The following is a 12,441-nucleotide window of genomic DNA, read 5'->3' as shown; positions in this document are numbered from 1 at the left end:
GGCCGGCGCGTGCCGCTGAGCCGGTGTTCGAGGGGCGCGGGACCGGATGGGGTCAGGACGCGCGACGCCGGGAGAACAGCACGTTCGATCCGGCGATGATCAGGCCGCCGACGAAGATCAGCGTTCCCATGACGTTGACCTGCGGGGGCACGCCGGTACGGCTGGCGCTGTACACCCACAGCGGGAAGGTGACCGTACGGCCGGCGTTGAAGCTGGTGATGACGTAGTCGTCGACGGACAGGGCGAAGCACAGCAGGGCGCCCGAGGCCACGCCGGGCAGCAGCATCGGCAGGGTGACCAGCCGGAACGCCGTCCAGGGTCCCGCCCCCAGGTCCCGGGCGGCCTCCTCGAGCGTCGGGTCGTGTCCCACCATGCGCGCCCGTACGGTGATGGCGACGTAGGGGATGCAGAACGCCACATGGGCGATGACGATCGTCCAGTAGCCACGGGGCACGCCCATCACGATGAACAGCGACAGCAGCGCGGCGCCGAGGGCGATCTCGGGGGCCGCGATGGCGGCGAACATCAGCAGGTCCACGGAGCCTTTGCCGCGGAAGCGGTAGCGGCCGAGCGCCATGCCGATCGGGGTGCCCAGGAGGGTGGCGACCACGGCGACCACCAGGGCGATGGTGAGGCTGTTGACCAGGGCGGAGGTCAGGTTGGGGATGGCGAACAGGTGCTCGTACCAGGTGAGGGTGAAGCCCTGCCAGGTGAAGTTCACCTTGCTGTGGGTGTCGTTGAACCCGAACAGGATCATGACGGCGATCGGCAGCAGCAGCCAGGCCAGCACCAGACCGGTGTACAGGGTCAGGGTGGGGCGGCGGCCGCGCCCGGCGCGGCGTGGCCGGGGCGTGGCGGGCGCTTCGGCCGCGGGGGCGACGGTGGTGGTCATCGCGCGGCCGCCTCCAGGACCTTCTCGGTGCCCAGGGTCCGGGCGTAGGTGAAGACGGCCAGCAGCAGCGCGCCCATGAGCACGAAGGACAGGGCGGAGGCGGCCGGGTAGTCCAGGTTGGTGAAGTACTCGGTCTGGATGATGTTGCCGATCATGGTCGTGGAGGGGCCGCCGAGGATGCCGGCGTTGACGTAGTCGGCGCAGGAGGGCACGAAGGTCAGCAGCACTCCGGCGAAGACGCCGGGCAGCGACAGCGGCAGCACCACCCGCAGGAAGGTCTGCGTCCGGGAGGCGTACAGGTCGGTGGAGGCCTCGATCACCTTGGGGTCCACCCGTTCCAGGGCGACGTACACGGGCAGCACCATGAAGGGCAGGAAGTTGTAGGTCAGGCCGCCGATCACCGCGTAGGGCGTGGCCAGCAGGTGGAAGTCGGCGGAGAGCAGCCCGATGTCCTTCAGCGGTCCGAGCACCACGCCGTGGTCGGCCAGCACCACGTTCCAGGACTGCGTCCGGATGACGAAGGAGACGAAGAACGGCAGCAGGAGCAGGAAGAGGAACACCGACTTGTGCCGGCCGGCCCGGAAGGCGATCCAGTAGGCCACCGGGTAGCCGATGAGGGCGCACGAGACGGTGGCTATGGCCCCGTAGGTCAGGGACCTGACCAGCTGCACATGGTAGGTGCGGACCACGTCGGCGTAGGTGCTGAAGTGGAACGTCTGGCGGAAGCCGTCGATGAAGTCGCCGGTCTGCAGCGACAGCGACACCATCACGATCACGGGGGTGATGAAGAAGGCGGCCAGCCACAGCCAGCCAGGGAGGATCATCAGATAGGGGGCCAGCGCGTCGCCGGGGCGGCGCCGCCGCCGGGTCACGCCTGGTAGATCGGTTCGAACAGCGCGTTCCACTGCTTCTCCTCCTCTTCGTCGAGCACCCGCAGACGGCGCAGCTTGGACTGGTCGGCCTTGGTCGGGAAGACCAGGGGGCTGGTGCTCAGGGCCTCGAGCACGGTGCGCCGCTTGCCGGTGGCGGCGGCCGCGTCGCGGGCGACGACCGGTTGCGCGGCGGGAACGGGGCTGACGAACTGCACGGTCTCGCTGATCTTCGCGGCGACCTCGGGCCGGAAGGCGTAGTCCATGTAGGCCAGCGCGTCGACGGGATGGGCGGCCGTCGAGGGGATGCAGAGGTTGTCGGTCCACAGCAGACCGCCCTCGTCGGGGATGACGAACTCCAGTTTCGAGCCGCTCTGGTTGGCCTGGAACACATCGCCCGAGTACACGAGCGAGGCCGCGAGGTCGCCGCGCTGGAGGGAGGACTGGTAGGTCGCGGTGGAGTAGGAGCGGACCATCCCGGCGTCGCGCTGCTTGCGCAGCCAGGCCGCCGCCTTGCGCCAGTCGGCATGGGTGGAGGTCTCCGGGTCCACGCCGACGGCCAGCAGGCCGATGTTGCCCATCTGCACCGCGTCGTTCCACATGCCGACCTTGCCGTGCAGCTTGGGGTCCAGCAGGTCCTGCCAGCTGGTGATCTTCCGGCCGACCAGGGCCGGGTCGTAGCCGATGCCGGTCATGCCGGACTGCCAGGGGACGGTGTAGACGTTGCCGTGGTCGTAGGCGGAGTTCTTGAACGCGGCGCCGCCGTACTTCGCGAAGTTGGGCAGCCGGGTGTGGTCGAGGGGGGCGAGGTAGCCGAGTTGGATGTACTTGCCGAGGTAGCTGTCGCCGCCGACGACCATCAGGTCGTAGCCGATGCCCTCACCGGAGGCGAATTCGGGCTGGATCTTGCCGAACCAGGAGGCGCTGTCGTCGATCAGCTCGTTGTAGCTGACCTTGATGCCGGTCTCGCGGGTGAAGGCGTCGAGGGTGGGGTGCCTGCCCTGATCGTCGGGGTCGACGTCGATGTACTGGGTGTAGTTGACGAAGTCCAGCTTTCCGGACCGCTTCTTCCCGGCCCAGAAGTCGGAGACGGCGGCGGCGATCTCCGCCTTGCCGGTGGGCACGTGGACGCGGGCGCCGGGGACGCTGCACGCGGTGAGCGGGGCCAGCGCGGCGGCGCCGAGCGCGGCGCGCAGCAGGCCGCGCCGGGTGCAGCCGCGCGGGGTCAGCCCGCGCGGCCGGGGCGCGAAGGGTGGGGAGTGCTCGGGCATGGTGGTCCGCCTGTCGTCAGCGCGAGGTGAGGGAAACCGGGTCCGCGGCGGTCGCCGCGGCGGCGGGGGCGGTGGTGAGCAGGTAGGAGTGGTCGGTGGCCCAGGAGAGCCAGACGATGTCGCCGCGGGCCGGGGTCGCGCAGGCGGAGCCGTCGTTGGGCTGGAAGACCGTCATCTCCGCGCCGGTGCTGGTGTCCACCGTGTAGCTGGTGGAGGTGCCGAGGTAGACCACCTCCCGGACGGTGCCGCGGATGCGGCTGGCGGTGTCGGTGGGCTCGGTGGTCAGCGTGATCTTCTCCGGCCGCACGGTGAGTTCGACGTCCTCTCCGGCGGCGTGGGAGCCGCGCAGCGGGACCGTGATGCGCTGGCCGTCGCCGAGGTCGAGCACCCCGGTCCCGGCTTCCGCGGCGGCCAGGCGGCCGCCGATCAGGTTGGAGGTGCCGATGAACCCGGCGACGAACGCGGTGGCGGGCCGTTCGTAGACCTCCTGCGGCGGGCCGACCTGCTCGACCAGCCCGCGGTGCATCACCGCGATCCGGTCGGACATGGTCAGCGCCTCGGCCTGGTCGTGCGTGACATAGATGAAGGTGATGCCGACCTCGCGCTGGATGCGCTTGAGTTCCAGCTGCATGGCCTGGCGGAGCTTGAGGTCGAGGGCGCCGAGGGGTTCGTCGAGGAGCAGCGCGCGGGGGCGGTTGACCAGGGCGCGGGCCAGGGCGACGCGCTGCTGCTGGCCGCCCGAGAGCTGGCGGGGGCGGCGGTCGGCCTTGTCGGCGAGTTCGACGGTGTGCAGGATCTTCTCGACCCGGTCGCGGATCTCGTCCTTGGGGACGCGCTTGCGGCGCAGTCCGAACGCCACGTTGTCGGCGACGCTCAGGTGCGGGAAGAGGGCGTAGGACTGGAAGACCATGTTGATGTCGCGCTTGTTGGCGGGCACCCCGACCATGTCGTGACCGTGCAGGAGGATCTGGCCGGAGGTCGGCTCCTCGAACCCGGCGATCATCCGCAGGGTGGTGGTCTTGCCGCAGCCGGAGGGGCCGAGGAGCGAGAAGAACTCGCCCTCGCCGATGGCGAGGTTGACGCCGCGGACGACCGCCGCGTCCCGGGCGCCGGCGCCGCCGAAGTCCTTGACCACGTCGACGAGCGTGATGGCGGGGCCGGCCGTCGGTGGCGGCGAGAGGGTGTCGGTTGCCATCCGTGATACCTCCGGTGTTCGGGGCGTGGGGTCGGGGCGGGCGAGGGCAGACGGGTGCCGTGGTCGCCGGGAAAGGCAGGGTTGTGGGGGCGTCGGTGGATCTTGATAACGTTACCAACGAGCCAGACCTTACCCACGGACCCGCGTCGTCCGTCAATGGTTGAATGGCCTCGAATTTCATCGGCCGGTTCCTCGGCGTCCGCCGAGCCGTCACCTACGAAAGATCGCCCATGCCGAATCCCCCACCACCGCCGCGCCGCGTCACCATCCCCGACGTCGCCCGGCACGCCGGCGTGGGACAGGCCACCGCCGCCCGGGTCCTGGGCGGATACGGCTCGTCCAGCGCGGCCACCCGGGAGCGGGTGCTGGCCGCCGCCGCGGAACTGGGCTACAGCACCAACGCGGTGGCCCGCAGCATGATCAGCGGACGCACCCACACGCTGGGCGTGGTCGTCGCCGACGTGGAGAACGCCTACTTCGCCCGCGCGGTGCGCGGCGTCACCGACGTCGCGGCCAAGGCCGGCCTGCACGTCGTCCTCGCCAACAGCGACGAGAAGGGCGAGACGGAGAAGTCCGCGGTGCAGATGTTCATCGAGCGGCGGGTGGACGGCCTGGTCGTGGCGCCCGCCGCGACCGATCACGAGCACCTGGACAAGGCCGTCGCCGCGGGCATTCCCGTCGTCCTCCTGGACCGCGCGCTGAGCGGCGCCGGGCTGGACACGGTCGTGGTGGACAACCGCGGGGCCGCCAAGGCGGCGGTGACCCGGTTCACCGAGGCGGGGCACACCCGCATCGCGGTGGTCACCTCGGCGTCCCCCGACGAGAACGCCACACAGCTCGCGCCCGGGGCGGACATCTGGACCACGACCGAGCGTCTCACCGGCTACCGGCAGGCCCTGCGGGCCGCCGGTATCCCGCGCGGGGCGGAGCTGATCCGGCACACCGGATACGACCGGACCTGGGCGCGCTCGGCCGTACTGGAGCTGATGAGCTCCCCCGACCGGCCCACCGCGCTGTTCACCACCGACAACGTGGCCACGCTCGGAACCCTCGACGCACTGCTCGACCTGGACGCCCACATCCCCGGCGACGTCTCGGTCATCGGCTTCGACGACGCCGAGTGGGCCACGCTCGTCCGGCCGAGGCTGAGCGTGGTCAGCCAGCCGGTGCAGGAACTGGGCGGCCTGGCGGCCGACATCCTGGTCCGCCGCATCAACGGCTCCACGGCCCGTCCGCGCAGGCACACCCTCCCCACCGCCTATGTCCCGCGCGAGTCCACCGGTCCCGCGCCCGCGCGCGTGCGGCCGCTGCGGGCGCCGGGGGAGTGAGGCGCCCGCCGGCGCGGTACCCCGCCCGGCTCATCGGCGGAGGCGGTCATTCCGGGGCGTGAACCCGTCCGGCCCCATCGGGGAACAGCGGGTGAACACCCGACCCCGAGGGGAGCTACGGAGACCCGTGACCGACCCGCCACCGCCGCACCAACCCGAGTCCGACGACGCGGCGCTCATCGTCCGGTCCCTGGATCACCCGGAGGCCTTCGCGCGGCTCTACGACCGGTACGCGCCGGACATACACCGCTATGTCACCCGCCGCCTCGGCGACGGTGTCGCCGACGACATCACGGCCGAGACCTTTCTGATCGCCTTCCGCTCCAGGTCCCGGTACGACGTGACGCGGACCGCCGCCCGCCCCTGGCTGTACGGCATAGCGGCGAACCTCATCGGCAGGCACCGCCGCTCCGAGGTGCGGGCCCTGCGCGCCCTGGCCCGCGGCGGCACCGACCCGGTCGCCGAGTCCTGGGTGGACCGCGCCGACAGCCGGGTGGCCGCCCAGGCGGCGCAGGGGCCGCTGGCCGGCGCGCTCGCCGGGCTGTCCGCCGGGGACCGGCACGTCCTGCTGCTGATCGCCTGGGCGGACCTGAGCTACCAGGAGGTCGCGGACGCGCTGCGCATTCCGCTCGGCACGGTCCGCTCCCGGCTCAACCGCGCCCGCCGCAAGGTGCGCGCCGCGCTCGGCGGCGCCGACCCCACCCTCGTACATGACGTCCAGGAGGAGGCTGTCTGCCATGGATGAGGTCACCGCCGTGCGTAACTTCCGGGCGAACGCGCCCACCCCCGACCGGGCCCGGCTGGCCCCCGGGCGGCAGACCGTGCTGGACGCCGCCGCGCGCGGCACCCGCGTCCGGCGGCTGCGGGCCGACTGGCGGCTCGCGTCGCTCGGCGTGGCCGCCGTCGTCGTCGCCGCCGCGCTGGTCGCCACCCAGCTCGGGCCGGCTACCGGTGGCCGCGTGCAGGCCGGGACGCCGCGGTCTTCGAAACTGGACAGGGTGATGGAGAAGGCCGCGTACACGGTCCAGGAGCACAGCAAGGTCCGCGAGCCGGGTCCGCACCAGTGGATCTACACCGAGTCGGCGCGCGAGAAGCTGCCCACCGGGCCGGGCCTGATGGCCGAGAGCATCGAGGGCGTGGGTACGAAGCGCGGCGCGCTGGTCTACACCGAGCGCTGGTACCGCTACGACGGCCGGAAGTCGGCGGGCTTGAGCAAGGAGGACAAGCAGTTCCGGATCAAGGACGTCGATCCGGACAGCGATGAGCGGACCCCGCGGGAGTGGTACCGGCTGTTGTCCTCGCTGCCGACCGATCCGGGCGAGCTGCTGAAGACCCTGCGGAAGGAAAAGATCGTGGACTCGGAGGGGGCGACCCAGGCGGAGCACGACTTCACCGAGGTGCGGGGACTGCTCGGAAGCGCCCCGCTGATCCCTCCGGACACCCAGGCCGCGCTGTATCGCGCGCTGGAGAAGATCCCGGGGACGAAGGTGAGCGACGGCCTGGTCAAGGACGCGGTCGGGCGCGATGCCATGGCCGTGACCTTCTCCAATCCCACAGGCATCGTCCTGTACCGGCACGAGCTGCTGCTCGACCCCGTGTCGTTCGACTACGCGGGGTACCGGAAGGTCGCGGTCACGGACTTCACCATGCGTCGCGGCGAGCGGATCACCTACCCCGACAAAGGCAAGGAGGCGAGCCGGCCGGAACGGGCCGAGGCCGACAAGGGCGGGAAACCGGCCGAGTTCAAGGTCGAGAAGGGCCAGCTGTTCGTCAACGAGGCGATGGTGAGCACCGCCGTCGTCGACCGGGCCGGCCAGAGGTGACCGGGGGAGGCGGACCGGGCGGGGAGGCCGGAGGGGCGGGCGGGATCGGGCCGGCGGGACCGGCCGATGAGACCGGTTCGCCTCCCGGGCCCGCCTCCGGTTAGCGTCTGACCATGACCGACGCAGCCATCACCACCAGCACCACCAGCACCACCGGCGCAGCCGCCGCCGGCCTCGCCACCCTCGCCGAGGACGGCACCGTCCTCGACACCTGGTTCCCGGCCCCCGAGCTGGTCGCCGAGCCCGGCCCGGCCGGGACCGAGCGGCTGAGCGACGAGCGCGCCGCCGAGCTGCTGGGCGCCACCGTCCTGAAGGCCGTCGGGCCGGACCCGCGCCGCGGGGTCGAGGTCGTGGCCGTCCGTACGGTCATCGGCTCACTGGAGGACAAGCCGCTCGACGCGCACGACGTCTACCTGCGGCTGCACCTGCTCAGCCACCGCCTCGTCAAGCCGCACGGCCTCAGCCTGGACGGCCAGTTCGGCCTGCTGGCCAATGTGGCCTGGACCTCGCTCGGCCCGGTCCCCGTCGACCAGGTCGAGCGGGCCCGCCTCGCGGCCCGCGCCGAGGGGCTGCAGCTGTCGGTGACCAGCGTGGACAAGTTCCCGCGGATGACCGACTACGTGATCCCCGCCGGGGTGCGGATCGGCGACGCCGACCGGGTCCGGCTCGGCGCCCACCTGGCCTCGGGGACCACGGTCATGCACGAGGGCTTCGTCAACTTCAACGCCGGGACGCTGGGCACCTCCATGGTCGAGGGCCGGATCAGCGCGGGTGTCGTGGTGGGCGACGGCTCGGACATCGGCGGCGGGGCGTCGATCATGGGCACGCTGTCGGGCGGCGGCAAGCAGACGATCTCCCTCGGCGAGCGCTGCCTGCTCGGCGCCGAGGCGGGCATCGGGATCTCGCTCGGCGACGACTGCATCGTGGAGGCGGGCCTGTATGTGACCGCGGGCACCCGGGTCACCCTGCCGGACGGCACGATCACCAAGGCGCTGGAGCTGTCCGGCGTCAACAACCTGCTCTTCCGCCGCAACTCCACCACCGGCACCGTCGAGGCGCTGCCGCGCAGCGGCTCGTGGGGCGGGCTCAACGAGGCGCTGCACAGCCACAACTGATCCGTACCGCCACAAGCACCGCCGCGAGCACGGCCAGAACTGAGCCGTACAGCCACAGCTGAGCCGTAACGAGTGAGCCCGGCGCGGGCGGCCCCGGTCATCGGGCGGGGGCCGCCCGCGCCGGTGCGTTAGGGCTTCAGCCGGACGACCTGCGGGTCGTGGTCGCTCGACTGGTCCGCGAACTCCGCGTTGACGTGCACGATGTCGTAGTCCGGGCGGCGCAGCGCGCGGCTGGTGAGGATGTGGTCGAGCACCTGCGAGTTGCCGTTGTAGACGTAGCCGTAGCGCTCGTCCTTCCGCGCCCCGGTGACCAGGTCGGTGAGCACCCCGCCCGCGGTGAGGTCGGCCAGGGCGGGCGAGAACTGGTAGTCGTTGAGGTCGCCCGCGACGACCACCCGGGCCCGCGCGTCCACGGCCAGCAGCTTCTTCGCGAAGGCGTTGACCGCCTGGGCCTGGCCGGTGCGCTGGGCCTCCGAGCCGCGGGCCGGGGGCTGGAAGCGGCTGTCCAGGCCCTGGTCGCCGCCCTTGGAGTTGAAGTGGTCGGCGATCACGAACACCGGGCGGCCGCGGAAGGAGAACTGCCCGACCAGCGGCTTGCGGCTGTCCTTCCAGACCGGGTTGCCGGGGTCGATGCGGCCGGGGGAGGCCGACAGCGCCGCCTCGCCGTCCTTGTCCGTGACCCGCACCGGCGTGGTGGCGTCGCCGCCCGCGACATCGGTGAAGGAGACCCGCTCGGGGTTGAAGAGGAAGGCGACGCGGATGTTGCCGCCCGGCTGTCCGCCGTCCTGGTCGTCGGCCGGGTCGATCTGCCGCCACTCGTACGCCGGGCCGCCGGCCGCCTTGATCGCGTCGGTGAGCTTCTTCAGCGTGGCTCCGGCGCTGGTGACCGCGTCGTTCGTCGGGCCGTTGTCGTCCTGGACCTCCTCCAGGGCGACGATGTCGGGCGTGGCCAGGTTGTGCACGAGACCCGAGGCGAGCCGGTCGAACTTGGCCTGCGCGGTCTTGGGGGAGAGGTTCTCCACGTTGTACGTGGCGATGGACAGCTCGTCGGCCTTCTGCGCGCGGGTGGTCTCCCGGGGCAGGTTCCCGTCCTCGAGGGAGCCGAGCGTGGTGGCCTGGATCTCGTAACCGCCGAAGTTGTCGTAGTCCAGCGGCCCCGCGGTGGTGCCGGTCAGCGCGTCGCCCACGTCGGCGACGGGGAAGGGGCGCTGGGCGAACGGGATGAGGGAAGCCACCTTGACCCGGCCGGAGTTGGGGTCGCGGTAGGAGCTGTAGAGCGCGCCGCCGCGCGCGGTCCGGGCGTGGCCGGGCTCGGCGGTGACCCACAGCTCGTTGTACGGGGTGGTCGCGCCGACGACCGGGGCGTCCTCGACCGAGACGCGCATGCCCTCCAGCGACTCGTAGCGGTCCAGGGCGTAGGAGTTCGGGCGCAGCCGCAGCCCCTCGATGGAGCCGCCCCCGGCGTCGGGGGCGTAGCGGTCGGGGACGGTGGCGGGCTTGAGGGGGAAGGCGGCGGGCAGCTCGTTGCCCGAGGACTCGACCGTCCAGGTCGCCTTGGTGAGCTCGGTGACCGACTGCAGCCCGGCGTCCGCGCCGCCCGGGTAGTACTCGCTGACCGTCCCGGAGACCCGCACCGCGTCCCCGACGGCGACCGAGGGGGTTTTCGAACCGGTGAAGACGAAGATCGCCTCGCTGGTGGCCCGGTCCCGGTCGGGCCGCGGGTCCTGGATCCAGAAGCCGCGGGACGAGCCGAAGGCGCGTACCGCGGTGACCGTGCCGGGCACCTCGGACACCTGGGTGCCCGCGAACGGGGATATTCGGGTGCTGCCCTGGATGTCGTGGATCCGGACCTCGGCGGCGGACGCGGACTGCGGGGCGGCGAGCAGCCCGGCCGCGAGGGCCGAGGCGACGACGGCGGTGACGGCGGCGGGCCCGCGCACGGCGCGTGGGGACATGGTGTTGCCTCCGATGTGGAGTGACCAGGGGGGAACAAGCCTCTACGCGCGTCAATTTCTTGCCTCGCCAGGGCCGTTGTCAAGGGATGGCCGGTGTACGGCCCGGGTCGGGGGAGTGAACCGGAGCGCCGTGGGGCACCCGGCGCGCTCCGGCGGCCGCGGCGCCGGCCGCCGGTGCCGGGCGCCGGGACGGTGGCCGAAAGCGTGGGGCGATGGCCGAAACAGCGGGCCGGTGCGCCCTCGGCGCCACATCGGGACGAAACCGGCCCCGCCTTCCGTCTAGGCTGGGACCGGTCGCGCCCGTGGCGCTGCGCCCTCCAGGCTCGCTCCACCCCCGTGCCTCTCGTTCATCCGTCTCGTCCGTCTCGTCCGCTCACCAGCTTGATCCGCTTCATTCGCTTCATTCGTTTCATCCCGCTCCCGAGGAGTTGACTCCGCCGATGCCCGGAGACCGCCCCACCATGCCGCCCGTGCGGCTCCGCTCCGAGGCCGAACTCGCCCGCGACGCGCTCACCGCCCCGCTGCTGGCCCGCGCGGTCCGGCTCGCCCGCTGGGCCGGGCCGAGCAGGCCGGTCGCCGCGGGCGGCGTGCTGACCGAGCCCGACCTGCGGGCGGCGGCCGAGCACCTGGGGCTCGGGGCCGAGGAGGAGGGCCCGGGGTATGTGGCGGAGGCCTGGCAGCTGGCCGTCGACACCGGGCTGATCGAGGTCCGGGAGCCCGCTGAGGAGGCGGCCGCCGGTCAGGAGGCGGACGGGGACGGGGACGCGGGCGGGGAGGAGACCACGGGCGTGGCCACCCCCGGCCAGGAGCTGCGGCTGATCACCGAGGGCAGCCCGCGGGACGTCCTGGACATCTGGCTCGGCGGCTTCGAGACCGTACTCGCCGACGCGGCGGCCCCCGACCTCGCCGAGATCGTCGACCAGATCGGCGACGACGGCGAGCTGGACCTCGACGGGATCGACTGGAACCCCGAGGAGGAGGCCGACTTCCTGGACGGGGTGCTGGGCAATCTGTATCTGCTGACCGCCCTGGACGAGCAGGACTCCGGCCGCGCCGTGCCGCTGCCCGCCCTCGCCGCCGCCATGATCGTCCCCGACGACATGGAGGAGCCCACCGACGACATCCTGGAAGAGATCTCCGAGGCGATGGTCCGCCTCGACGACCAGTTCCGGATGCTGGAGCCGACCGGCCTGGTGGAGTACCAGCCCGTGGACGAGGCGCTGATCGAGGAGGTCGACGGCGAGGGCCGCTTCCCCGAGACCGCCGAGTCGCCGCACGGCCCCGACGAGGAGGACTTCTCCCGGTACGGCATGGTCAGGCTCACCCCGCTCGGCGTCTTCGGCGTACGCACCCGCATGCTCGACGCCGGCATCGACGCCCCGGCCGTCGGAGACCTGGCAGGCAAGGGCGCCGAGGTCCTGCTGGACGCCCTGCCCGGACACCCGGAACCGGCCGCGCGCGCCGAGGCCGAGCAGTGGCTGGCCCGCCGTACGCCCGACGAGGCCGCCCGCGAGCTGCTCGCCGCCGCCCGCGGCGACGACCCGGGCGCGCCCCTGCGCCGCCTGGCCTGCCAGCAGACGCTCTCGCTGGTCGGGGCCGCCGCCGAGCCCGCGCTGCGCGAGGTGCTGGACGACCGGCACCTCGGCGGCCTCGCCCGGGTGTGGCTGGCCGAGCGGGCCATGCCCGACATCCCGGAGCCGTCCGAGGAGATGGTGTTCTGGCTGACGGTGGACACCATCGCGGCCCAGCTCGCCGCGGACGGCGACTCCGCGGAACTGCGGGACCTGGTGCGCGGCCTGGTCGAGCAGTCGGGGAGCTTCTTCGACTCGGCGTGGCGGGTGGACCACCCGGCGACCGCCGAGGTGCTGGAGGCGATGGGGCGGCTGCACCCGGACAAGAAGGCCGCGAAGCAGGCGCGGAAGGCGGCTTTCAAGGCGCGTTCGCGCGCCTGACACCTCCGCGGGGGCGATGGCCGCGGTGGTCACCGGCCCGG

10 protein-coding genes are annotated in these 12,441 nt (G+C 72.4%); 5 read left to right on the top strand and 5 right to left on the bottom strand.

What is annotated here, in order from left to right; translation table 11 throughout:
* Positions 1–52: 52 nt before the first annotated feature.
* Genes BBH68_RS01660 through BBH68_RS01645 form a run of 4 tightly spaced genes read right to left on the bottom strand, consistent with a single transcriptional unit; the run spans position 53 to position 4,227 of the window.
* Positions 53–892: an ABC transporter permease gene (locus BBH68_RS01660; RefSeq protein WP_065958393.1), complete on the bottom strand. Its 840-nt coding sequence runs from the start codon at positions 890–892 to the stop codon at positions 53–55.
* Entirely contained in the window at positions 889–1,716 is an 828-nt protein-coding gene (locus tag BBH68_RS01655) for an ABC transporter permease (protein ID WP_065958436.1), read from the bottom strand. The genes BBH68_RS01660 and BBH68_RS01655 overlap by 4 nt, the downstream gene beginning before the upstream one ends.
* A 44-nt stretch (positions 1,717–1,760) precedes the next feature.
* Positions 1,761–3,032, bottom strand: a complete 1,272-nt coding sequence (locus tag BBH68_RS01650; RefSeq protein WP_065958392.1) for a polyamine ABC transporter substrate-binding protein — start codon at positions 3,030–3,032, stop codon at positions 1,761–1,763.
* 16 nt (positions 3,033–3,048) lie between these two features.
* Entirely contained in the window at positions 3,049–4,227 is a 1,179-nt protein-coding gene (locus BBH68_RS01645) for an ABC transporter ATP-binding protein (protein WP_174588971.1), read from the bottom strand.
* Positions 4,228–4,391: 164 nt separating this feature from the next.
* Between BBH68_RS01645 and BBH68_RS01640 the strand changes: the two genes are divergently transcribed.
* The 4 genes from BBH68_RS01640 to dapD all read left to right on the top strand — a co-directional run bounded on the left by BBH68_RS01640 (position 4,392) and on the right by dapD (position 8,493).
* Positions 4,392–5,555 carry a LacI family DNA-binding transcriptional regulator gene (locus BBH68_RS01640; RefSeq protein WP_245737848.1) on the top strand — a complete coding sequence of 388 codons (1,164 nt, stop codon included), beginning with the start codon at positions 4,392–4,394 and terminating at the stop codon, positions 5,553–5,555.
* A 127-nt stretch (positions 5,556–5,682) separates the two neighbouring features.
* Positions 5,683–6,300, top strand: coding sequence for an RNA polymerase sigma factor (locus BBH68_RS01635; protein ID WP_065958391.1), 618 nt, complete (start codon positions 5,683–5,685; stop codon positions 6,298–6,300).
* Positions 6,293–7,378, top strand: coding sequence for a CU044_5270 family protein (locus BBH68_RS01630; RefSeq protein ID WP_065958390.1), 1,086 nt, complete (start codon positions 6,293–6,295; stop codon positions 7,376–7,378). Before BBH68_RS01635 ends, BBH68_RS01630 begins: the two co-directional genes overlap by 8 nt.
* 113 nt (positions 7,379–7,491) lie before the next feature.
* Complete coding sequence (gene dapD, locus BBH68_RS01625) at positions 7,492–8,493, top strand: 2,3,4,5-tetrahydropyridine-2,6-dicarboxylate N-succinyltransferase (protein WP_065958389.1); 1,002 nt, start codon at positions 7,492–7,494, stop codon at positions 8,491–8,493.
* A gap of 128 nt (positions 8,494–8,621) precedes the next feature.
* Here dapD and BBH68_RS01620 read toward each other — a convergent pair whose 3' ends face one another.
* Complete coding sequence (locus BBH68_RS01620; protein ID WP_065958388.1) at positions 8,622–10,448, bottom strand: endonuclease/exonuclease/phosphatase family protein; 1,827 nt, start codon at positions 10,446–10,448, stop codon at positions 8,622–8,624.
* A 440-nt stretch (positions 10,449–10,888) separates the two neighbouring features.
* Here BBH68_RS01620 and BBH68_RS01615 point away from each other — a divergent pair, with 440 nt between their 5' ends.
* The gene (locus BBH68_RS01615; protein ID WP_065958387.1) at positions 10,889–12,400 is read left to right on the top strand and encodes a hypothetical protein; all 1,512 of its coding nucleotides are present in this window, start codon (positions 10,889–10,891) and stop codon (positions 12,398–12,400) included.
* The last annotated feature ends 41 nt before the right edge of the window (positions 12,401–12,441 follow it).

This window comes from Streptomyces sparsogenes (assembly GCF_001704635.1).
Taxonomy (GTDB): domain Bacteria; phylum Actinomycetota; class Actinomycetes; order Streptomycetales; family Streptomycetaceae; genus Streptomyces; species Streptomyces sparsogenes.
This window is presented reverse-complemented; position numbering and strand designations above follow the sequence as displayed.